We start from the raw sequence: 21517 nt of genomic DNA, 5'->3' as shown, positions 1-21517 counted from the left end.
CCTCTCCCCCATGGAGAGAGGGTCGAGGAGCGGCATCAGCCGAAGACGATCTCGTCGCCTTCCACCCGGGCGGAGATCTTCGTGCCGGGGGCGAACTGGCCGGCGAGGATCAGCTGCGCCAGCGGGTTCTCGATCCAGCGCTGGATCGCCCGCTTCAGCGGTCGCGCCCCGTAGACCGGGTCGTAGCCGACGGCAATCAGCTTGTCCAGGGCCTCGGCAGAGAGCTCGAGGCTCAGCTCGCGTTCGGCCAGGCGTCGACGCAGGCGCTTGAGCTGGATCTCGGCGATGCCGGCAATCTGCTCGCGGGCCAGCGGGTCGAATACCACCACCTCGTCGATACGGTTGATGAACTCCGGCCGGAAGTGATGGCTCACCGCATCCATCACCGCCGCCCGCTGGGCCTCGCGATCGCCGACCAGCTCCTGAATCTGCATCGAGCCGAGGTTGGAGGTCATCACCACCACGGTGTTCTTGAAGTCCACGGTGCGCCCATGGCTGTCAGTCAGACGACCATCTTCCAGCACCTGCAGGAGGATGTTGAACACGTCGGGGTGGGCCTTCTCCACCTCGTCCATCAGCACCACCGAGTAGGGCTTGCGGCGCACCGCCTCGGTCAGATAACCGCCCTCCTCGTAGCCGACATAGCCGGGAGGGGCGCCAATCAGCCGGGCCACCGAGTGCTTCTCCATGAACTCGGACATGTCGATGCGCACCAGTGCCTCCTCGGTATCGAAGAGGAACTCGGCCAGCGCCTTGCACAGCTCGGTCTTGCCCACCCCGGTCGGGCCGAGGAACAGGAAGGAGCCGCTCGGCCGGTTCGGGTCGGCGAGGCCGGCACGGGAGCGCCGCACCGCGTTGGCCACGGCGACCACCGCCTCGTGCTGACCGATCACCCGCTGGTGCAGCAGCTCCTCCATCTTCAGCAGCTTCTCGCGCTCCCCCTCGAGCATCTTGGCCACCGGGATGCCGGTCCACTTGGACACCACCTCGGCGATCTCCTCGTCGGTGACACGGTTGCGCAGCAGCTGGTTCTCCCGCGGCTCGCCGCTGTCGGCGGCGGCCAGCTTGCGCTCCAGCTCGGGAATCGAGCCGTATTGCAGCTCGGCCATGCGGTTCAGATCGCCCTTGCGCCGCGCCGCCTCCAGGTCCAGCTTGGCCTGCTCCAGCTGCTGCTGGAGCTGCGCCGAGCCCTGCACCTCGGCCTTCTCCGACTTCCAGATCTCCTCGAGGTCGGCGTACTCGCGCTCCAGCTTGGCGATGTCTTCCTCGAGCTTGGCCAGACGCTTTTTGGTCGCCTCGTCGGTTTCCTTCTTCAGCGCCTCGCGCTCGATCTTCAGCTGGATCAGACGGCGATCCAGACGGTCCAGCGCCTCGGGCTTGGAGTCGATCTCCATGCGGATGCGGCTGGCCGCCTCGTCGATCAGGTCGATGGCCTTGTCCGGCAGCTGGCGGTCGGTGATGTAGCGGTGCGACAGCTTGGCCGCGGCGATGATCGCGCCGTCGGTGATGGTCACCCCGTGGTGCACCTCGTAGCGCTCCTTGAGGCCACGGAGGATGGCGATGGTGTCTTCCTCGCTCGGCTCGTCCACCAGCACCTTCTGGAAGCGCCGCTCCAGGGCGGCGTCCTTCTCGACGTACTGGCGATACTCGTCGAGGGTGGTGGCACCGACGCAGTGCAGCTCGCCGCGCGCCAGGGCGGGCTTGAGCATGTTGCCGGCATCCATGGCACCCTCGGCCTTGCCGGCACCGACCATGGTGTGCAATTCATCGATGAACAGGATGACCCGCCCCTCCTGCTTGCCCAGCTCGTTGAGCACCGCCTTCAGGCGCTCCTCGAACTCGCCGCGGAACTTGGCGCCGGCGATCAGCGAGCCCATGTCGAGAGCCAGCAGGCGCTTGTCCTTGAGGCCGTCCGGCACCTCGCCGTTGATAATCCGCTGGGCCAGCCCCTCGACGATGGCGGTCTTGCCGACGCCCGGCTCGCCGATCAGCACCGGATTGTTCTTGGTCCGGCGCTGCAGGACCTGGATGGTGCGACGGATCTCGTCGTCGCGGCCGATCACCGGGTCGAGCTTGCCCTCCTCGGCCCGTGCGGTCATGTCGACGCAGTACTTGTCCAAGGCCTGACGGGACTCCTCGGCGTTCGGGTCGTTCACCGTCTGGCCGCCGCGCAGGTTGTTGACGGCGTTCTCGATGGCCTTCTTCGATACGCCCTGCCCCAAAAGGAGCTTGCCCAGACGGGTATCGCCATCCAGCGCGGCGAGCAGCACCAGCTCGCTGGAGATGAACTGATCGCCCTTCTGCTGGGCCAGGCGATCGGCCTGATTGAGCAGGCGCGCCAAGTCCTGAGACAGGTTCATGTCGCCGGTGGGGTTCTGCAGCTTGGGCAGTTGCTCCAGCTCCTTGGCCAGCGCCTGGCGCAGGCCATTGATGTCGAAGCCGACCTGCATCAGCAGCGGCTTGATCGAGCCGCCCTGCTGATCGAGCAGCGCCTGCATCAGGTGCAGCGGCTCGATGGCGGCATGGTCGAGACCGACCGCCACGGACTGGGCATCGGACAGGGCAAGTTGCAGTTTGCTGGTCAATCGGTCGATTCGCATGGAGTCATCCTTCCTATGAGGAGCGGGCTGGCGCGCTGGAGGCCTGCCGAGTTGAAGCATAGATAAGGATGATCGGCGGGGATTCAAGGCCGCAGGATTGATCCACGTCAGCAGCCGGACCGATGAGCGCAGACCGTGGGCTTAATGCGCGCCGTGGCGAGAAAAGGCGATCAGGGGAGCGTCAGCCAGACCAGACTGGCGAAGCGCCCGGTGTGCGGGGCGCGGCGGTAGGAGTAGAAGCGCGGGTCGCTGTAGGTGCAGAAGCCACCGCCATAGACAGCCACGACGCCCCGAGCAGCCAGACGGATACGCGCCAGCTGATAGAGGTCGGCCATGAAGCGACCCGGATTGCGGCTCGCCACGAAGGCCTCTGCCGCCCGCGGGTGGCGTTCGAGAAAGGCCTCGCGCACCTCGGGGCCGACCTCGAAGGCCGCCGGGCCGATGGCCGGGCCGAGCCAGACCAGCAGCTCCTCCGGCGCCACGGCCAGGGCGTCCAGGGTCGCCTCCAGCACCCCGCCGGCCAGCCCGCGCCAGCCGGCATGGGCCGCCGCCACCCGCGTGCCGGCGCGGTCGCAGAACAGCACCGGCAGGCAGTCGGCGGTAAGGATGGCGCAGGCGATACCGGAGCGGTCCGTCCAGCTGGCATCGGCCTCGGATGTCAGCGCCGGATCGGCCGGCACCACCGTCACGCCATGCACCTGACGCAGCCAGGCCGGCTCGCAGCCGAGACCGGCCTGCAGGCGCCGGCGATTCTCGGCCACCGCCCCCGGCTCGTCCCCGACATGGTCGCCGAGATTGAGACCGTCGAAGGGCGCAGCACTGATGCCACCCTCGCGAGTCGTCACGCAGGCGCGTACGCGTGCTGGTGCTGGCCAGTCCGGCACCAGCCAAGCGTCCATCAGACGAACGCCTCGCTGTCCTGGCGCAGCAGCGTCAGCAACCAGACGAAATCGTCCGGCAGCGGCGCCTCCCATTTGAGACGTTTGCCGCTGGCGGGGTGGTCCAGCTCGAGGAAGCGCGCGTGCAGCGCCTGGCGCGGAAACTCCCGGAGCGCCTGCACCAGGGTCGGACTGGCCGCCGGCGGGATGCGAAAGCGCCCGCCATAGACCGGGTCACCCACCAGCGGGTAGCCGATGTGCGCCATGTGCACGCGGATCTGGTGGGTGCGCCCGGTTTCCAGCTTGATGCGGCTATGGGTATGCGCGCGGAAACGCTCGAGCACGCGATAGTGGCTGACCGCCGGCTTGCCGCCCTCGACCACCGCCATGCGCTGGCGCTGCTGGCCATGACGACCGATGGGCGCGTCGACGCTGCCACCGGCGGTGATCACGCCGACCACGATGGCCTCATAGATGCGGCTGACACTGCGCGCCTGCAGCTGCTCGACCAGCCGGGTCTGCGCCTGCAGGGTCTTGGCCACTACCATCAGTCCAGTGGTGTCCTTGTCCAGGCGATGGACGATGCCGGCGCGTGGCACATTGACCAGCCCCGGCACATGGTGCAGCAACGCATTGAGCAGGGTGCCATCGGCATGCCCCGCAGCCGGATGCACAACCAGTCCGGCAGGCTTGTTCAGCACCAGTATCTGCTCGTCCTCATGGACGATGTCCAGCTCGATGGCTTGGGCGATCCACTCGCCCTGCGCCTGCTGCTCGGCATCCAGCTCGAGCAGGGCGCCACCATGCACGATGTCGCGGGGGCGCAATACGGCGCCGTCCACGGTCAGGCGCCCGTCCTTGATCCAGGCGGCCAGACGCGAGCGCGAATGTTCGGCGAAAAGCTGGGCGGCGACCTGGTCGAGGCGCTGACCGCCCAGTTCGAAGGGGACTTCGGCGCGAAGTCGGATGGCCTGATCGTTGTGTATTGACATGCTCGGCAACGGCGGGGCACGGCCTTTGGTTTCGGCCATGCGCTTGTGGTTAAATACGGCCCCTCTGCCCCGACTCACGCGGGGCGCCCATCATAACAGGACGGCCCGCCCCCCGACAGCCGCCGTCACAGGGACGCACAGCATCCATGCACCTGAAACACCTGCTGCTGATCGCCACGCTCGTTCTCATCGCCGCCTGCGGATCGAAGAAGGAGAAGGAGGATGTCGTCGACGAGAACCTGAGCGAAACCGAGCTGTACCAGCAGGCCCAGACCGATCTCAACAACGAGAACTACAGCGCCGCGACCAGCAAGCTGAAGGCCCTGGAGTCGCGCTATCCGTTCGGTCGCTACGCGGAACAGGCGCAGCTCGAACTGATCTACGCCTATTACAAGAGTCAGGAGACAGAAGCCTCGCGTTCGGCTGCCGAACGCTTCATCCGCCTGCATCCGCAGCACCCGAACGTCGACTACGCCTACTACCTCAAGGGACTGGCCTCCTTCGACCAGGATCGCGGCCTGCTGTCACGCTTCCTGCCACTGGACATGACCAAGCGCGACCCCGGCGCGGCCCGCGACTCCTTCAACGAGTTCGCCCAGCTCACCAGCCGCTACCCGAACAGCCGCTATGCGCCGGACGCCAAGGCGCGCATGGTCTACCTGCGCAACCTGCTGGCCGCCTACGAGATCCACGTCGCCCACTACTACCTGAAGCGCGAGGCCTACGTAGCCGCCGCCAACCGCGGCCGCTACGTGGTGGAGAACCTTCAGGAAACGCCCGCGGTAGGCGATGGCCTGGCGGTGATGGTCGAGTCCTACCAGCGCCTGACCCTGGACGAACTGGCCGCCACCAGCCTGGAAACCCTGAAGCTGAACTACCCGGACCACCCGAGCCTGCAGAACGGCCAGTTCGTGCCGCTGGAGGAGGAGGACGACAACCGTTCCTGGCTGGGCAAGTACACCCTCGGCCTGATCGAGAGCAAGCCTCCGCTGCCTCCGGGCGAAACCCGCGCCAACCAGGATGTTCGCCGCATGTACGAAGAGGCTCGCCAGGAAATCCGCCTCGACCTGAAACAGGGCGAGGAAACGCCAGAAAACGTCGAGGCCGCCGATCGCAAGCCCAAGCGCGCCTGGTGGAACCCCCTCCGCCTGCTCGACTGAAGTCAAGACAGATAGCGAAACAAAAAGGGAGGCCGAGGCCTCCCTTTTTGCGTGTTACCAGTCATGCCTTACACCTTTGCACACTCTCTCAGACGAGCCTGGAGCCAGGCCCGCTCCTGTTCGGCGATTCGCGCGCGCACACGCCGCTGATACAGAGCCAGCCGCGTCTTGCGCTCAACAGCCGAGAGCCCGTCCCAGCCACAGAACAGACCGGCATCGTCCACCGGCTCCTCCACATCCGCTTCCGGTTTCGGCGAGGAGCGCAGCCAGCTTCCCAGATACAGTCCACTCGCGAACAGACCGCAGCATGCAAGTACAAGAGAAAGAATCGGATTGATGGTCATCAGTTGCCCTTCCTGGCGTTGCAGCTCATACAAGGTTAGGTGGTTGCCGTTGTGACAGCACAACGCCGGCAAAGTGCAATCCGCCCCCTCGCACAACCAGCACGCTTACACGCCCCACACCGCGACCGAGGGCGAATTGCACGAGAAAGATCGCGGCTAGAGCACTGGCATTACGAATGCATCCTCGTCCGCCTTGCCTCACCCAACGCCGTGACGCTTGCCCCGTGCTTTGCATTCCGTTTTTTCTAGTTGTCGTGGCAGCCTGCGGTTTCCGGATATAGATAGCGAATGGTGTTGAGCTCGCCCATGGAGTCCTCGTAGGTCATCTGTGCCGGAATGACCCCACAAAAATCCGGTTCGGGGGGGAAATACTCCATGGCCACCACTTCGGCAATATCCAGGCGCATGCCATAGCTATAGTCCCGGACCTGAGGCATCTGCGAATAAACAACCATCTCCTCCAGCTCTGTCGGACCTGCGGCAGGTCGGCTATCAGTCTCTGCCAAGGCCAAGGACGCCGGCAAAAGTAGCGCTACGGTGAAAATCAGCTTTATGGGTTTCATACTGAACACTGTCATGGAATATCCCTCCCACAGGAGAAGAATAGGAAGCGTGCGACACAGAGCACTGACTCGCTCGCACCCCTCAGGCAGTCATAAAAAGCAGTGCTGGCCAAAGTGACCGGCACGGCTGTCCTCCCAATCAGCGAAACCGCGGTGGTCCGGATAACGTCTCCCTGTTAGAGCCCTTGTCATCTTCGACAGCCCGGCGCTCGGGTTTAGGCGAAAGCACACGACCGCCTGATACATCCCACACTCATGCTCATGCATGCTCATGCGACATCTGGCCTTGGCATTCGAGATGCCCTGCCATATCCAGCCCCGAGAAAACCTGTATTTACCGCAACCCATTACAAGAAAAGATCCTGCAGGCACCGGGGTCAAGGCGGCACTTATTGGATAGGGATATTTCCAGGCAACCATTTAGAAGCAAACATCTCTTAAAAAGAGCGGCCCCATAAAATGAAATAAAAATATAAGCCCAACACACCCAGAGCATCAAAACTGCAACAAACCATGCCAGCAGAGATTCCAGCCGCCATTCAGTCAAGCAAGGAAATTACCCATGAACCCGACCAGCCCCAGACATGGAAAAGCCTCTGGCTGTCCCCCTGCCTGTCGGCAAGACCTGCCCACAGGTGCGACGAACTGCCGCCGAAGCAGTGCCGTCCCATCGACGGCGCTCCCTCCATTGCCAGCCGAGGAAGAGGCAACCATCCATCCTACAAGAGCGGTAATTTCCTGCAAAAATTATCATTTTTAGAGAAAATATCTGCAATTTCCCCACAATATAACCACTCGCAAAAACCTTCCGCTCTGGGGCTTGGCTTTTTCCGCGGACTTGGCGTACAGTATCTAAACTGTGTTTGCGTGGGTCGCTGTTGAATCTTGACTTGGTGGCAGTAGGTCCTACAGGTCCGCTACATCCCGCTCGACTTCTCTTACTCTCTGCAACCAGTTCCAGCTCTCTGTTGTCACAGGGACTGCCATCAACTCCAGTTTCAAGGAAATAAGACATGTCGAATCGTCAAACCGGCACCGTCAAGTGGTTCAACGACGAGAAGGGCTTTGGCTTCATCACCCCCGAGAGCGGTCCGGATCTGTTCGTCCACTTTCGCGCAATCGAAGGCACCGGCTTCAAGAGCCTGAAAGAAGGCCAGAAGGTCACCTTCGAAGCGGTACAAGGCCAGAAAGGCATGCAGGCTGACAAAGTTCAGATCCTGGGCTGATTCTAGGCTTGCGGAAAGCCCCTGATGTCGCCATCAGGGGCTTTTTTGTGCCCGATATTTCGTAGAATGACGGCCTTTGCCTTACCGCGAGTCCGCCATGCCCAAACCCGCCCTGATCCCCCAAGGGGACTTCCCTGCCGCAGGACTGCCCCGCCGCCTGGCAGCGATGTTCTACGACTTTCTGCTCTGCGCTGCCCTGCTGATCGTCGTCACCTTTCTCTACAAACTGATCCAGATGGCCATCGTCGGCAGCGAACGGCTCAGGCAACTGTCCGACGCCGGCGCACTGGATGGCGACCCGCTGCTCTCCACCCTGCTGCTCTTCTGCCTGTTCGGCTTCTTCGCGAAATTCTGGACGCATAACGGCCAGACCCTCGGCATGCAGGTCTGGGGATTGCGCATCCAGAACAGCGACGGCACCGCCATCGATCTCTGGCAGGCCCTGCTGCGCTTTCTGATCGCCATCGTCTCCTGGCTGTGCCTTGGCCTGGGCCACCTCTGGATGCTCTGGGACAAGCAAGGGCGCACCTGGCAGGACCTGTACTCCAACAGCCGGGTGATCCGGCTGCCGAAGAACATCCACAAGAAATAGCATCCCCCGCCACCGGAAGGCGGGCGGCGTTCCCGCCCTACCCTGCCCGGCGCAACAGGTGCAGCCCCAGCAGCGCACAAAGCCCTGCCGGCAGAGCCACCGCCAGCAGGGGCGAGAAGCCGAACACCTGACTCGAAGGACCGAGCAGGTCCTGGAAGATGCGGAAGACGAAGCCGACCAGCACCCCCGTGAAGAGCCGCTGGCCGAGGGTGACCGAGCGCAGCGGGCCGAAGATGAAGGAAATCGCCATCAGCACCAGCGCCGCGGTCACCATGGGCTGCAGCACCTTGCTCCAGAAGGCCAGCCAGTAGCGCGTATTGTTCAGCCCCTGCTCGGCCAGATAATGGATGTAGCGCCACAACCCGGTCATCGACAGGGCTTCCGGATCCATCACCACGGTCCCCAGCAACTGGGGAGTCAACTGGACATCCCAGCGCTCGCCGGGCGCATTGACGATCTCGGTGCGGCGCTCGAGGAAACGGGTGGTCGTCACCTCCTCCAGCCGCCAGTATCCGTCCCGGTAGTGCGCCCTCCTGGCGAAGCTGGAGGACAACATATGGCGCTGATCATCGAAACGGTAGCGGGTCACCCCGTACAGCACGCCTCCCGGCTGCACCGCGTTGATGTGCACGAACTCCTCGCCCTGGCGATGCCAGAGGCCGTGCTTGGCCGTCTGCGCCTCGCCGCCACCCTGGGCCAGGGAGCGATGGGCCTCGGCCTTGTTTTCCGCCCAGGGCGCCAGGTACTCGCCAAGCAGCCCGCCAAGCAGCATCAGCACCAGCATGGGCTTCATCACCGCCCAGACGATGCGCCCGAGCGATACCCCGGCGGCCCGCATGACCGTCAACTCGCAGCTGCTGGCCAGAGTGCCGAGACCGATCAGGCAGCCGATCAGCGCCGCCATCGGCAGCATTTCATAGGTGCGCTGCGGCACGGTCAGAAAGACATACCAGGCCGCCGCGGCCAGATCGTAATTGCCCCGGACATCGCCCAGCTCGTCGACGAAGGCGAACAGCAGGGTCAGACCGACGATCACCCCGAGCACCGCCAGGATGGCGAGCAACACACTGATGCCGATGTATCTGTCCAGCTTACCCATGCTTCAGACTCCGCGCGGCACGACGGCTCGCCAGGTGCAGGCGCAGGGGCTCCCAGAACAGCAGCCCCAAGCCGATCAGCAGGAAGAGCCCGTGGACCCACCAGAGGCCGATCAGCATCGGAATCCTGCCCTTGTCCAGCTCACCGCGCACGGCGATCAACGTGGCCAGATAGGCCATGTAGAGAAGGATCGCCGGCAACAGCTTGAGAAAGCGTCCCTGGCGGGGATTGACCTTGGCCAGCGGCACCGCCAGCACGGCGACCACGAACACCAGGAGGGGCAGTGAAAGGCGCCACTGCAGTTCGGCCTGATGACGCAGCTGCTCGCTGCCGATCAGTTCACGGGTGGGAATCGCCTCGCGCTCGTTGATCTCGCCGCTCACCGCCGGCTTGGCCAGCAGCACGCCATAGGTGTCGTAGCGGATCACCCGGTAGTCGGCCTGCCCGGGATTACCGTCATAGCGATAGCCGTTCTGCAGGATCAGGTAGCGACTGCCGTCCGCCTGCACCTCCTGGCGACCGCCCTCCGCCACCAGCACGGCGATGCCGCGCTCCTTTCCGCCATCGCGGGACATCCGCTTCTCGCTGATGAACACGCTGGAAAGCTCAGTGCGATCGTCGGCCAGATCCTCGACATAGGTCACCCGCGAGCCGTCCTTCATGGTCTGGAAGCGCCCCGGCACCAGGGTATCGAACTCGGTCAGGGCCTTCTGCTCGTTGAGCAGTTGCTCCACCATCCGGATTCCCTGGGGCGCCAACCCCAGGCTCATCCAGGCGACCAGCGCGGCGATCGGGATGGCCGGAATCAGGGTGTAGACGACCAGGCGCCGCGGACTCATGCCGGTCGCCGCCAGCACCGTCATCTCGCTGTCGAGGTACAGCCGGCCATAGGTGAGCAGGATGCCGAGGAACAGCCCCAGTGGCAGGATCAGCTCGAGGAAACTGGGCATCCGGTAGAGCATGATCTGCAGCAGCACGCCCGGGTCGAGCTGGCCCTGGGCGGCCTGCGCCAGATACTTGATGAAGCGGCCGCTCATGATGATCGCCAGCAGCACGGCACTGACCGCGCTCAGCGTCATCAGCAGCTCACGGGAAAGATAGCGAGGGATGATCAAACCAGAGACACTCCAGGGTTGTCAGGCTCAGGCCGCTGTGCTCAAACTAGCCGCCTTGTTGCCGACCCACCGCCCCACAGGCCGTCGAAAAGGCCGCGAGCGAGGCCGGACAGGGCAAGATCAGGCAAGGCTGTGCAGTGTCCCTGACATGAAAGGACTCCGAACCCGATCCCACACCGATAGCCGAACGCAGCATTCTCAGCAGCCTGCAACGCGCCACAAAAAAGACCGGCATTATCCTGCAAACCAGACCCTTTGTCTTGGGGACATCACGCCATGCAACTCGTTGTCAAAAGTGCCAGCCCGCAAACCCTGAAAACCGCCACGCTGGTGGTTGCCGTCGGCGAAGGCCGCAAACTGGGCGCCACCGCCAAGGCCGTCGACCAGGCCACCGACGGCGCCCTGTCGGCCACCCTCAAGCGCGGCGACCTCGTCGGCAAGGTCGGACAGACCCTGCTGCTGCACCATCTGCCGAATCTCAAGGCCGAGCGCGTGCTGCTGGTCGGTACCGGCAAGGAGAGCGAGCTGGGCGACCGCCAGTTCCGCAAGATCGTCGCGGCAGCCCATAGCGTGCTGAAAGGTCTGGGCGGCAGCGACGCCGCCCTGACCCTGGGCGAACTCCACGTCAAGGGGCGCGACGCCTACGGCAAGGCCCGCCTGCTGGCCGAGACGCTGCTCGACGCCACCTACGTGTTCGACCACTTCAAGAGCGAGAAAGCCACCACGCCGACCCTGAAGAAGCTGGTCCTGGTCTGCGACAAGGCCAGTCAGGCTGACGTGGAGCGCGCCGCCGGCCATGCCCGGGCGATCGCCAGCGGCATGGCCCTGACCCGCGACCTCGGCAACCTGCCGCCGAACCTCTGCCACCCGAGCCACCTGGCCGACGAGGCCAAGGCGCTGGCCAAGGCGCATGACGCGCTGAAGGTCGAGGTCCTCGACGAGAAGAAGCTCAAGGAACTCGGCATGGGCGCCTTCCTCGCCGTCGCCCAGGGCAGCGACCAGCCGCCACGGCTGGTCGTGCTCAACTACCAGGGCGGCAAGAAGGACGAGCAGCCCTTCGTGCTTGTCGGCAAGGGCATCACCTTCGACACTGGCGGCATCAGCCTCAAGCCCGGCCCGAGCATGGACGAGATGAAGTACGACATGTGCGGCGCCGCCAGCGTGCTCGGCACCTTCCGCGCCCTGCTCGAACTGGCCCTGCCGATCAACGTCGTGGGCCTCCTGGCCTGCGCCGAGAACATGCCCAGCGGCGGCGCCACCCGCCCCGGCGACATCGTCACCAGCATGAGCGGGCAGACCGTGGAGATCCTCAACACCGACGCCGAGGGCCGCCTGGTGCTGTGCGACACCCTCACCTACGCCGAACGCTTCAAGCCGCAGGCGGTGATCGACGTCGCCACCCTCACCGGCGCCTGCATCACCGCCCTGGGCACCCAGGCTTCGGGCCTGATGGGCAACCACGACGCCCTGATCCGCCAGATCCTCAAGGCCGGCGAACATGCCGCCGACCGTGCCTGGCAGCTGCCGCTGTTCGAGGAATATCAGGAACAGCTCGACAGCCCGTTCGCCGACATGGCCAACATCGGCGGTCCCAAGGCCGGCAGCATCACCGCCGGCTGCTTCCTCTCGCGCTTCGCCAAGAACTACCACTGGGCACACCTGGACATCGCCGGCACCGCCTGGATCAGCGGCGGCAAGGAGAAGGGCGCCACCGGCCGCCCGGTCCCGCTGCTGACCCAGTTCCTGCTGGACCGCAGCGCCCCGTGAGCGGACGCGGGGGCGAGCTCCGCCCCCGCACAGCCGAGGACTCCATGCCCCAAGTCGACTTCTACATCCTGCCCTCCGCCGACCCGGCGGCACGCCTGGACTTCGCCTGCAAGCTGACGGAAAAGGCCTGGCGCCTGGGGCACCGTATCTATCTGTACTGCCAGGACGCGGCCCAGCGCGATGCGCTGGACGCCCGGCTGTGGAGCTACAAAAGCGAGGCCTTCCTGCCCCACGACATGATCGAGGAGGATGCCGACACACCGATCGCCCTCGGCCTGGACGACGCTCCCGGCAATCACCACGACCTGCTGATCAATCTGGCGCTGGCCGCCCCCCCCTTCTGCGAGCGCTTCGCGCGGATCGCCGAATTGGTGGTGAGCGAGCCGGCCATCCGTCAGGCCACGCGCGCCAGCTACCGCTTCTACCGCGAGCGCGGCTATCCTTTGCAGGATCACCGCCTGCCACGCATCTGACGCGCCATGGACAGCCTGAAACCCAAGCCGGAAACCGCCCACCTGCTGGACGACCTGCAGTCGATCCGCGACCTGCTGGAGGAAGACCTGCTGCCGCCCCTGCTCACCGAAACCCTCTCCGCCGACGACATTCCGCTGCTCTCGGAGATCGTCCCCCTGGACGATGAGGAGGAGGACGAGCCGCACCCGACCGCCCTGCCGCTGCGCCTGAAGCAGAGCCTGCACACCGAGGCCCAGTTGATCCTTCAGGAGGTCGTCGACGACTTCGTGCCGCAGATCGAGGCCGAACTGAAGCGCCGCCTCGAAGCCCGCCTGGAGCGGCTGCTCGCCCTGCACAAGCCCTAACCGCTCACCTGCGGCTCCGCTGCCCGACCCTCGAGACATTCCGCCTAGACTTGCAGGGATGCAGCCCACGGGTACGGGTTTGCCTTTATACTCCCCGGCTTCCCAGATCAGCCGTCTTATAAGGGTTTCCTCCGCATGGACAAGACCTACCAGCCGCACGCCATTGAATCCCGTTGGTACGCCGAATGGGAGTCGAAGAACTACTTCGCCCCGCAGGGCAGCGGCGAGCCCTACACCATCATGATCCCGCCGCCGAACGTCACCGGCAGCCTGCACATGGGCCACGGCTTCAACAACGCGATCATGGACGCGCTGATCCGCTTCCGCCGCATGCAGGGCCGCAACACCCTGTGGCAGCCGGGCACCGACCATGCCGGCATCGCCACCCAGATGGTGGTGGAGCGCCAGCTGGCCGCCCAGGGCGTCAGCCGCCACGACCTCGGCCGCGAGAAGTTCCTCGACAAGGTCTGGGAGTGGAAGGAGGAGTCCGGCGGCACCATCACCCGGCAGATCCGCCGCCTGGGCAGCTCGGTGGACTGGTCGCGGGAACGCTTCACCATGGACGAGGGCCTTTCCGAAGCGGTCAAGGAAGCCTTCGTGCGCCTCTTTGATGACGGCCTGATCTACCGCGGCAAGCGCCTGGTCAACTGGGACACCAAGCTGCACACCGCGATCTCCGACCTCGAGGTGGAAAACCACGACGAGAAGGGCCACCTCTGGCATCTGCGCTACCCGCTGGCCGACGACGCGCGCACCGCCGAGGGCAAGGCCTACCTGGTGGTCGCCACCACCCGTCCGGAAACCATGCTGGGCGACGCCGCCGTCGCCGTGCATCCGGAGGACGAGCGCTACAAGGACCTGATCGGCCGCCACGTGCTGCTGCCGCTGGTCAACCGCCTGATCCCGATCGTCGCCGACGAGTACGTCGACCGCGAGTTCGGCACCGGCTGCGTGAAGATCACCCCGGCCCACGACTTCAACGACTACGAGGTCGGCAAGCGCCACCACCTGCCGCTGATCAACATCTTCGACAAGAACGCCAGCGTCCTGGCCCAGGCCCAGGTGTTCGACATCGACGGCACGCCGAACACGCGCATCGACCCCAGCCTGCCGGACAGCTATGCCGGTATGGACCGCTTCGACGCGCGCAAGGCCATCGTCGCCGACTTCGACGGCATGGGCCTTCTGGAGAAGATCGACGACCACGCGCTGAAGGTGCCGCGCGGCGACCGCTCGGGCACCATCATCGAGCCCTGGCTGACCGACCAGTGGTACGTCTCCACCAAGCCGCTGGCCGAGAAGGCCATCGCCGCCGTCGAGGACGGCTCCATCCAGTTCGTGCCCAGGCAGTACGAGAACATGTACTTCTCCTGGATGCGCGACATCCAGGACTGGTGCATCAGCCGCCAGCTCTGGTGGGGCCACCGCATCCCGGCCTGGTACGACGAGGCCGGCAACGCCTACGTCGGCCGCGACGAGACGGAAGTGCGCAGCAAGTACGCGATCCGCAACGACGAGCCGCTGCGCCAGGACGAGGACGTGCTGGACACCTGGTTCAGCTCCGGCCTGTGGACCTTCTCCACCCTCGGCTGGCCGCAGCAGACCGAGTTCCTCAAGAACTTCCACCCCACCGACGTGCTGGTCACCGGCTTCGACATCATCTTCTTCTGGGTCGCCCGGATGATCATGATGTCCCTGCACCTGACCGGGCAGATTCCCTTCAAGACCGTCTACGTCCACGGCCTGGTGCGCGATGCCCAGGGCCAGAAGATGTCCAAGTCCAAGGGCAACGTCCTCGACCCGCTGGACATCGTCGACGGCATCGGCCTCGACACCCTGCTGACCAAGCGCACCAGCGGCATGATGCAGCCCAAGCTGGCCGAGAAGATCGCCAAGCAGACCCGCGCCGAATTCCCCGAAGGCATCGCCAGCTACGGCACCGACGCGCTGCGCTTCACCTTCTGCTCGCTGGCCTCCACCGGCCGCGACATCAAGTTCGACATGGGCCGGGTCGAGGGCTACCGCAACTTCTGCAACAAGCTGTGGAACGCCGCCAACTTCGTCTTCGAGAACACCGAGGGCAAGGACTGCGGCGCCGCCGGCGAGCCGGTGGAGCTGTCCCCCGTCGATCGCTGGATCGTTTCCCAGCTGCAGCGCACCGAACTCGAGGTGACCCGCCAGCTCGACGCCTTCCGCTTCGACCTCGCCGCCCAGGCGCTCTACGAATTCGTCTGGGACCAGTACTGCGCCTGGTACCTGGAACTGGTCAAGCCGGTGCTCTGGGACGAGAACGCCAGCATCGAACGCCAGCGCGGCACCCGCCGCACCCTGGTGCGCGTGCTGGAAACCGCGCTGCGCCTGGCGCACCCCTTCATGCCCTTCATCACCGAGGAAATCTGGCAGCGCCTGGCGCCGCTGGCCGGCAAGTCCGGCCCGACCCTGATGCTGCAGCCCTGGCCGGTGGCCGACGAGGCGCGCATCGACGAAGCCGCCGAGAACGACATCGAGTGGGTCAAGGCGCTGATGCTCGGCGTGCGGCAGATCCGCGGCGAGATGAACATCTCCATGGCCAGGCGCATCGACGTGATGCTCAACAACGCCTCGGACAGCGACCGCCGTCGCCTTGCCGAGAACCAGCCGCTCTTGATGAAGCTGGCCAAGCTGGAATCGATCCGCGTGCTGGAGGCCGGCGAGGAAGCGCCGCTGGCCGCCACCGCGCTGGTCGGCGAGATGCAGGTGCTGGTGCCGATGGCCGGACTGATCGACAAGGACGTCGAACTGGCCCGCCTGGACAAGGAAATCCAGCGCCTGGACGGCGAGGTCAAGCGCGTCGGCGGCAAGCTGGGCAACGCCAGCTTCGTCGACAAGGCCCCCGCCGAAGTGATCGCCAAGGAACGCGCCAGGCTGACCGAAGCCGAACAGGCCCTGGCCAGGCTGGGCGAGCAGCGCGCGCGCATCGCCAGCCTCTGAAGTCCCCGGCCGGCACACGCAAGGTGTGCCGGCCCTCCCTCCAGCGGAACGCCGAGCCAGGCCCCTCCCGCTGGCAGGTCTGCCCTTCCGACCCCGCCACTCCCGCCTTCCGTCCATCCGGCCTCGCCGCCAACGTTCCCGGCTGGGCTTCTTCCTGCATGCCCGTTTCCCGAGCCCCGGCTCGGGCATCGAAAAGCGTGCATGGTTCACATCTTCAAGCAGCACGGCCACATGATAGCAATACGCCATCAATCCGTGTGACGCATGCCTCTTGCCCCATGGCATCATTCCTCCGGTCGCTCCCGAAAACCGCACCGACCTGCCCGACGCTCGAATCGCCCAGGAGGCCCCTCCGACCGATCAGCGACGGCTGCCCGGAGTCGCACAGAAAAAGAATGAAGCAGCAGTCCTCCCCCTCCTCCCAAGCGTCCGCCGAGCGGATGGAACTGCTTGCTGCCCTCGAGCAGGCCATGGCGATCGCCGAGTTCAGCCCGGACGGCCGCATCCTGCGCGCCAACGGCAAGTACCGGCAGCTCTTCGGCTACACCGCGGAAGCCATTGTCAAACGCCGGCACCAGCAACTCTGCGCACCCGACCCGGCCAACCGCCACGACTTCGATGGTCTCTGGGCAGGGCTGGGGCGCGGCCAGTCGGCAAACGGCCGCTACCCCTACACCCGCGCCGACGGCCGGCGCCTCTGGCTGGAGGCGACCTATGTCCCCATTCTCGGCGCCGATGGGCAGCTGAAGCGCATCGTGCAGATCGCCACCGACGTCAGCGCCCAGGCCGAGCGCGAGGAAGCCGAGCGACAACGCTGCCGCCTGCTGACCCTGGAGCGCGAGGAAAGCCACAACCGGATTCGCCAGATGGCCTTCTACGACGCCCTCACCGGCCTGCCCAACCGCAGCCTGCTGCTGGTCCAGGCCGGCCAGGCGATCGCCCGGGCCAGACGCAGCCGCACGGCGCTGAACGTCCTGTTCTTCGACCTGGACCGCTTCAAGCAGGTCAACGACACCCTCGGCCATCCGGCCGGCGACGCCCTGCTGCGCATCGTCGCCCAGCGCCTGCGCGGCGAACTGCGCGCCACCGACATCGTCGGCCGGCTGTCCGGCGACGAGTTCGTCGTGGTCCTCACCGACTGCGACCCCCGGCAGACGACCGAGACCCTCAAGCGCATCCAGAGGCAGCTGTCGGCGCCCTGCCAGATCGCCGGGGCGACCCTCACGCCCTCGGCCAGCATCGGCATCAGCCAGTTCCCGGACAACGGCGAGGACATGGAAACCCTGCTGCACTACGCCGATCTCGCCATGTACCAGGCCAAGGGCAACGGACGCGGCCAGTTCAGCTTCTTCAGCGAGGAGCTGAACCGCCAGGCCCAGGAACGCCGGACCCTCGAGGTCGCCTTGCGCGAGGCGCTGCAGCAGCAGCTGCTGCAGCTCCACTACCAGCCGCAGGTCGACCTCAAGAGCGGCCGCCTGTGCGGCGTCGAGGCCCTGGCCCGCTGGGCCCACCCGCAGCTCGGCAGCATCCCGCCGGGCCGCTTCATTCCGCTGGCGGCGGAATGCGGGCTGGCCGGCGAGCTGGACCGCTGGGCGCTGGCCGAGGCCTGCCGGCAACTCGCCGCCTGGCGCAGCGCCGGGCTCGAGGTGGCAACCGTCTCGGTGAACCTGTCGCCGTACAGCTTCCACAACATCGAACTGCCCCGGCAGATCGCCGACACCCTGCAGCGCCATGCCCTGCAGCCGGCCGACCTCAACCTGGAGATCACCCAGGACGTGCTGCGCAGCGGCAACCCGAACAGCCTGAAAACCCTGCATGCCGTGCAGGCCATGGACATCGGCCTGACCGTCGACGACTTCGGCACCGGCTACTCCTGCCTCGGCTACCTGCGCCACCTGCCGGTCCGTGCCCTGAAGCTGGACCGCAGCTTCGTCCGCGACCTGGAACACGACGAGATCACCCGCGCCCTGACCGAAGCGGCCATGCGTATCGGCGACAGCCTGCGGATCGCGGTGTTCGCCGAGGGGGTGGAGAACGAGGAGCAGCGGCGCCTGCTCACCCACCGGGGCTATCAGGTGGCACAGGGTTTCCTGCTCTCGCGACCGCTGTCCGCCGAACAGCTGGCCGCCTGGCTGAAAGAGCGCCAGCCCGCCGAATAGCGGCGCCGGGCGGCGCGCCGGCCCGACTTGTGGGACAATCCGCCGCCCAGCCCACCACCAGCCTCCCGCAATGCCGAGCAAGCCCCGCCCCCCGTCGCCCCCCGCGCAGCCGCCGGAACGCCCGAGCCCGCTGCACCCGCGCAACCGCCACCAGGGCCGCTACGACTTTCCCGCGCTGATCCGCCGCCACCCGGCGCTCGCCGCCTTCGTCATCCTCAACCCCTATGGCAAGAAGAGCATCGACTTCGCCAATCCGGACGCGGTGAAGACCCTCAACCGCGCGCTGCTCGCCGAGCACTACGGCATCCGCCACTGGGACATCCCGCCCGGCTACCTGTGCCCGCCGATTCCCGGCCGCGCCGATTACCTGCACGGCCTGGCCGACCTGCTGGCCGCCGAGCACGGCGGCGTCATCCCGCGCGGCGCGGCCCTGCAGGTGCTGGACATCGGCGTCGGCGCCAACTGCATCTACCCGCTGATCGGCCAGCGCGAGTACGGCTGGCGCTTCCTCGGCGCCGACATCGACCCGACCGCCCTGGCCTCGGCGGAAACGATCGTCCGCGCCAATGCCCTGGAGGGATCCATCCGGCTGCGCCGCCAGGCCGATCCCGCGCACATCTTCCAGGGCCTGCTGCAGGCCGACGAGCGCTTCGACCTGACGCTCTGCAACCCGCCCTTCCACGCCACGGCGGAGGACGCCACGCGCGGCAGCCGGCGCAAGTGGCGCAACCTCGGCAAGCTCGACCCCAAGCGCACGCTGCCGCTGCTGAACTTCGGCGGCCAGGGCGCCGAGCTGCACTGTCCCGGCGGCGAGGCCGCCTTCGTCGGGCGGATGATCGCGGAAAGCGCGCAGTTCGCCGCGCAGGTGTACTGGTTCAGCAGCCTGATCTCCAGGGCCGCCAACCTGCCCGCCGTCCAGGCCGCGCTGAAAAGGGCCGGCGCCTGCGAGGTGCGCGTCGTACCCATGGCCCAGGGGCAGAAGCAGAGCCGCTTCATCGCCTGGACCTTCCTCGACCTTGACGCCCGGCGCCGCTGGCGGGAAGCACGCTGGAAGGTGCCGCGCTAAAAAACGGTTACCTTTGCGCGCTTAGCGCCGCCGCGCCGATGGCGTAGCATGACGCGCTTCTTCCCCTCCCTCGGTCGCCCATGGACCACGCGTGTCGCCAGCCGCCCGGCCACCCCGCCGGGCGGCACACTTTCCCGCCGGACCTGTCTCGGCCCTTCGCCCCGTCGCGGCCCGCACGCGCGCGTTTTTCATGCCGGAAGACCACAGCCCCATCTTCTTTCCGTATCACAACCAAAAAGGTAACCGCTCATGGAATGGCTGGCTGACCCCACGGCCTGGCTGGGTCTGCTGACCCTGATCGTGCTGGAGATCGTGCTCGGCATCGACAACCTGGTATTCATCGCCATCCTCGCCGACAAGCTGCCGCCCGGGCAGCGCGACCGCGCGCGGATCATCGGCCTGTCGCTGGCCCTGGTCATGCGCCTGGGCCTTCTGGCCAGCATCTCCTGGCTGGTGACCCTGACCGAGCCGCTGCTCTCGATCCTCGGCAAGAGCTTTTCCGGGCGCGACCTGATCATGCTGTTCGGCGGCGTGTTCCTGCTGTTCAAGGCCACCATGGAGTTGCACGAGCGCCTCGAAGGCCACAGCCACGCCCAGTCCGGCAGCCGCGCCTACGCCCGCTTCTGGCCGGTGGTGGCGCAGATCGTCGTGCTCGACGCGGTGTTCTCCCTGGACGCGGTGATCACCGCCGTCGGCATGGTCGAGCAGCTCGAGATCATGATGCTCGCCGTGGTGATCTCCATCGGCCTGATGATCGTCGCCAGCAAGCCGCTGACCGCCTTCGTCAACGCCCACCCGACAGTGATCATGCTGTGCCTGGGCTTTTTGATGATGATCGGCTTCAGCCTCACCGCGGAGGGCTTTGGCTTCCACATTCCCAAGGGCTACCTGTACGCGGCGATCGGCTTCTCGATTCTCATCGAAGTGTTCAACCAGCTGGCCCGCTGGCGCCGCAAGAAACACTTGCAGGGCCGCCACACGCGGCGCGAGCGTACCGCCCACGCGGTGCTGCGCCTGCTCGGCGGGCACCAGATGGAGGCCGAGGAGGTCGGCGAGGAGATCGCCGACATGCTCAAGGGCAACGAGGCCGGCAGCGCCCTGTTCGGCCGCCGCGAACGGGTGATGATCAGCGGCGTGCTGCATCTGGCCGAGCGGCCCATCGCCAGCGCGATGACCGACCGCATGCAGGTCGACCACATCGCCCTCGACGCCGACGAGGCGCAGATCCGCCAGCAACTGCTCGATTCGCCCCATTCGCGTCTGGTGGTGGCGCGCACCTCGGCCATCGACGAGCCCCTCGGCTACGTGCACAAGAAGGAACTGCTGCGCGCGCTGCTGCAGGGTGAGCATCCGGACATCGAGCAACTGGTGCGCCAGCCGCTCAACCTGCCGGACGGCTGCTCGGTGCTCAACGCCCTCGAACAGATGCGCCAGGCCTCCACCCACGTGGCCTTCGTGGTCAACGAATTCGGTCATTTCGAGGGCCTCTTGACCCTCACCGACATTCTCGAGGCGATCGCCGGCGAACTGCCGGATGCCAGCGAGATGGAAGGGCCGGATGTGATCGAGCGCGACGGGGTCTACGAGGTCAGCGGCGCCATCGGCCTGGCGCTGCTCGGCCAGCGCCTGGGCTTCCAGGCCCAGGCCACCGACGACTACCAGACCCTGGCGGGGCTGGCCATGAGCCTGCTCGACCGCCTGCCGGCGACCGGTGACGAGCTGGCCTATCGCGGCTGGCGCCTGCAGGTCAGCGAAGTGAAGGAGCGGCGGATCACCCGCATGCTGCTGCAGCCGCCGCGCCCGGCCTGACCGATCAGCGCTGGCCGCCGCGCCGGTGGTGCCTGGGCCAGCTGTCGGCGGCATGCGCCCAGAGCCGGCGGTCCTTCAGCTCGGCGGTGCGGATATAGCGCGGCGCGCCGCCGACCTCCTCCAGCTCGGTCATGCCCGCCAACTCGTCGACCACGCGATAGCGCTTGCCGACCCGCTTGTCCTCGAGGGGATAGAGTTGGGCGATCTGTTGGACGAGTTCGGTCAGGGTGGACATACCACAGGGCTCCGCATGGCGATGGCAGCTATTTACAGAAGATTGGTTACGGTTCCGCGACAGGGCGACCAGTGCCCGCTGCTGGTGCGGAAAGCCGGCCGGTCCTGCGGATTCGCGGAGCCGGG

19 protein-coding genes are annotated in these 21517 nt (G+C 66.1%); 11 read left to right on the top strand and 8 right to left on the bottom strand.

The genetic code is table 11. The features are described 5' to 3' along the window. Positions 1–35 precede the first annotated feature (35 nt). The 3 genes from clpB to rluD form a co-directional block, all read right to left on the bottom strand. Positions 36–2600 (bottom strand): ATP-dependent chaperone ClpB, encoded by a 2565-nt coding sequence (gene clpB, locus EV691_RS04620; RefSeq protein WP_131300060.1) that lies wholly within the window; start codon positions 2598–2600, stop codon positions 36–38. A gap of 170 nt (positions 2601–2770) precedes the next feature. Further along, on the bottom strand, positions 2771–3499 hold the full coding sequence (gene pgeF, locus EV691_RS04615; RefSeq protein WP_131300058.1) for a peptidoglycan editing factor PgeF: 729 nt from the start codon (positions 3497–3499) through the stop codon (positions 2771–2773). Continuing rightward, positions 3499–4470 (bottom strand): 23S rRNA pseudouridine(1911/1915/1917) synthase RluD, encoded by a 972-nt coding sequence (gene rluD / locus EV691_RS04610; RefSeq protein WP_131300056.1) that lies wholly within the window; start codon positions 4468–4470, stop codon positions 3499–3501. Before rluD ends, pgeF begins: the two co-directional genes overlap by 1 nt. Positions 4471–4616: 146 nt before the next feature. Between rluD and EV691_RS04605 the strand changes: the two genes are divergently transcribed. Beyond that, positions 4617–5630, top strand: a complete 1014-nt coding sequence (locus tag EV691_RS04605; protein ID WP_131300054.1) for an outer membrane protein assembly factor BamD — start codon at positions 4617–4619, stop codon at positions 5628–5630. Positions 5631–5698: 68 nt separating this feature from the next. Here the strand turns inward: EV691_RS04605 and EV691_RS04600 are convergent, their stop codons facing one another. Next, entirely contained in the window at positions 5699–5974 is a 276-nt protein-coding gene (locus EV691_RS04600) for a hypothetical protein (protein ID WP_131300052.1), read from the bottom strand. A gap of 245 nt (positions 5975–6219) precedes the next feature. After that, positions 6220–6552, bottom strand: coding sequence for a DUF2790 domain-containing protein (locus tag EV691_RS04595; protein WP_242672598.1), 333 nt, complete (start codon positions 6550–6552; stop codon positions 6220–6222). Positions 6553–7050: 498 nt separating this feature from the next. On the opposite strand from EV691_RS04595, the gene EV691_RS23270 reads away from it, so the two are divergent. The 3 genes from EV691_RS23270 to EV691_RS04585 all read left to right on the top strand — a co-directional run bounded on the left by EV691_RS23270 (position 7051) and on the right by EV691_RS04585 (position 8355). Further along, positions 7051–7419: a hypothetical protein gene (locus tag EV691_RS23270; RefSeq protein ID WP_165901248.1), complete on the top strand. Its 369-nt coding sequence runs from the start codon at positions 7051–7053 to the stop codon at positions 7417–7419. A 131-nt stretch (positions 7420–7550) separates the two neighbouring features. Further along, entirely contained in the window at positions 7551–7763 is a 213-nt protein-coding gene (locus EV691_RS04590; protein WP_039805696.1) for a cold-shock protein, read from the top strand. 97 nt (positions 7764–7860) lie between these two features. Continuing rightward, positions 7861–8355, top strand: coding sequence for an RDD family protein (locus EV691_RS04585; RefSeq protein ID WP_089167348.1), 495 nt, complete (start codon positions 7861–7863; stop codon positions 8353–8355). Positions 8356–8392: 37 nt separating this feature from the next. Here the strand turns inward: EV691_RS04585 and lptG are convergent, their stop codons facing one another. Next, positions 8393–9454, bottom strand: a complete 1062-nt coding sequence (gene lptG / locus EV691_RS04580; RefSeq protein WP_131300050.1) for an LPS export ABC transporter permease LptG — start codon at positions 9452–9454, stop codon at positions 8393–8395. Further along, the gene (gene lptF / locus EV691_RS04575) at positions 9447–10568 is read right to left on the bottom strand and encodes an LPS export ABC transporter permease LptF (protein ID WP_131300047.1); all 1122 of its coding nucleotides are present in this window, start codon (positions 10566–10568) and stop codon (positions 9447–9449) included. Before lptF ends, lptG begins: the two co-directional genes overlap by 8 nt. A 276-nt stretch (positions 10569–10844) precedes the next feature. Between lptF and EV691_RS04565 the strand changes: the two genes are divergently transcribed. The 7 genes from EV691_RS04565 (at position 10845) to EV691_RS04535 (ending at position 21157) form a co-directional block, all read left to right on the top strand. Further along, complete coding sequence (locus EV691_RS04565) at positions 10845–12335, top strand: leucyl aminopeptidase (RefSeq protein ID WP_131300044.1); 1491 nt, start codon at positions 10845–10847, stop codon at positions 12333–12335. A gap of 44 nt (positions 12336–12379) precedes the next feature. Continuing rightward, complete coding sequence (locus EV691_RS04560; protein ID WP_039805701.1) at positions 12380–12808, top strand: DNA polymerase III subunit chi; 429 nt, start codon at positions 12380–12382, stop codon at positions 12806–12808. A gap of 6 nt (positions 12809–12814) precedes the next feature. Then, entirely contained in the window at positions 12815–13153 is a 339-nt protein-coding gene (locus tag EV691_RS04555; protein ID WP_131300041.1) for a DNA polymerase III subunit chi, read from the top strand. A 135-nt stretch (positions 13154–13288) separates the two neighbouring features. Continuing rightward, positions 13289–16123, top strand: coding sequence for a valine--tRNA ligase (locus EV691_RS04550; protein ID WP_131300038.1), 2835 nt, complete (start codon positions 13289–13291; stop codon positions 16121–16123). A 395-nt stretch (positions 16124–16518) separates the two neighbouring features. Beyond that, entirely contained in the window at positions 16519–18282 is a 1764-nt protein-coding gene (locus tag EV691_RS24115; RefSeq protein WP_131300035.1) for a putative bifunctional diguanylate cyclase/phosphodiesterase, read from the top strand. 70 nt (positions 18283–18352) lie between these two features. After that, entirely contained in the window at positions 18353–19348 is a 996-nt protein-coding gene (gene rlmF / locus EV691_RS04540) for a 23S rRNA (adenine(1618)-N(6))-methyltransferase RlmF (protein WP_131300032.1), read from the top strand. 249 nt (positions 19349–19597) lie between these two features. Further along, positions 19598–21157, top strand: coding sequence for a TerC family protein (locus EV691_RS04535; RefSeq protein WP_131300028.1), 1560 nt, complete (start codon positions 19598–19600; stop codon positions 21155–21157). Between the two features lie 4 nt (positions 21158–21161). Here the strand turns inward: EV691_RS04535 and EV691_RS04530 are convergent, their stop codons facing one another. Then, the gene (locus tag EV691_RS04530) at positions 21162–21392 is read right to left on the bottom strand and encodes a hypothetical protein (RefSeq protein ID WP_039805707.1); all 231 of its coding nucleotides are present in this window, start codon (positions 21390–21392) and stop codon (positions 21162–21164) included. Positions 21393–21517 lie beyond the last annotated feature (125 nt).

It is taken from the genome of Azotobacter chroococcum (genome assembly GCF_004339665.1).
Lineage (GTDB): Bacteria > Pseudomonadota > Gammaproteobacteria > Pseudomonadales > Pseudomonadaceae > Azotobacter > Azotobacter chroococcum.
Note: the sequence above shows the minus strand (reverse complement) of the source record. Positions and strands in the feature narration are given on the sequence as shown.

Bases quoted from the DNA above. Each gene is read 5' to 3' on its own strand.
- clpB (WP_131300060.1), bottom strand. From the start codon at position 2,600: ATGCGAATCGACCGATTGACCAGCAAACTGCAACTTGCCCTGTCCGAT.
- pgeF (WP_131300058.1), bottom strand. From the start codon at position 3,499: ATGGACGCTTGGCTGGTGCCGGACTGGCCAGCACCAGCACGCGTACGC.
- rluD (WP_131300056.1), bottom strand. From the start codon at position 4,470: ATGTCAATACACAACGATCAGGCCATCCGACTTCGCGCCGAAGTCCCC.
- EV691_RS04605 (WP_131300054.1), top strand. From the start codon at position 4,617: ATGCACCTGAAACACCTGCTGCTGATCGCCACGCTCGTTCTCATCGCC.
- EV691_RS04600 (WP_131300052.1), bottom strand. From the start codon at position 5,974: ATGACCATCAATCCGATTCTTTCTCTTGTACTTGCATGCTGCGGTCTG.
- EV691_RS04595 (WP_242672598.1), bottom strand. From the start codon at position 6,552: ATGACAGTGTTCAGTATGAAACCCATAAAGCTGATTTTCACCGTAGCG.
- EV691_RS23270 (WP_165901248.1), top strand. From the start codon at position 7,051: ATGCCAGCAGAGATTCCAGCCGCCATTCAGTCAAGCAAGGAAATTACC.
- EV691_RS04590 (WP_039805696.1), top strand. From the start codon at position 7,551: ATGTCGAATCGTCAAACCGGCACCGTCAAGTGGTTCAACGACGAGAAG.
- EV691_RS04585 (WP_089167348.1), top strand. From the start codon at position 7,861: ATGCCCAAACCCGCCCTGATCCCCCAAGGGGACTTCCCTGCCGCAGGA.
- lptG (WP_131300050.1), bottom strand. From the start codon at position 9,454: ATGGGTAAGCTGGACAGATACATCGGCATCAGTGTGTTGCTCGCCATC.
- EV691_RS04565 (WP_131300044.1), top strand. From the start codon at position 10,845: ATGCAACTCGTTGTCAAAAGTGCCAGCCCGCAAACCCTGAAAACCGCC.
- EV691_RS04560 (WP_039805701.1), top strand. From the start codon at position 12,380: ATGCCCCAAGTCGACTTCTACATCCTGCCCTCCGCCGACCCGGCGGCA.
- EV691_RS04555 (WP_131300041.1), top strand. From the start codon at position 12,815: ATGGACAGCCTGAAACCCAAGCCGGAAACCGCCCACCTGCTGGACGAC.
- EV691_RS04550 (WP_131300038.1), top strand. From the start codon at position 13,289: ATGGACAAGACCTACCAGCCGCACGCCATTGAATCCCGTTGGTACGCC.
- EV691_RS24115 (WP_131300035.1), top strand. From the start codon at position 16,519: ATGAAGCAGCAGTCCTCCCCCTCCTCCCAAGCGTCCGCCGAGCGGATG.
- rlmF (WP_131300032.1), top strand. From the start codon at position 18,353: ATGCCGAGCAAGCCCCGCCCCCCGTCGCCCCCCGCGCAGCCGCCGGAA.
- EV691_RS04535 (WP_131300028.1), top strand. From the start codon at position 19,598: ATGGAATGGCTGGCTGACCCCACGGCCTGGCTGGGTCTGCTGACCCTG.
- EV691_RS04530 (WP_039805707.1), bottom strand. From the start codon at position 21,392: ATGTCCACCCTGACCGAACTCGTCCAACAGATCGCCCAACTCTATCCC.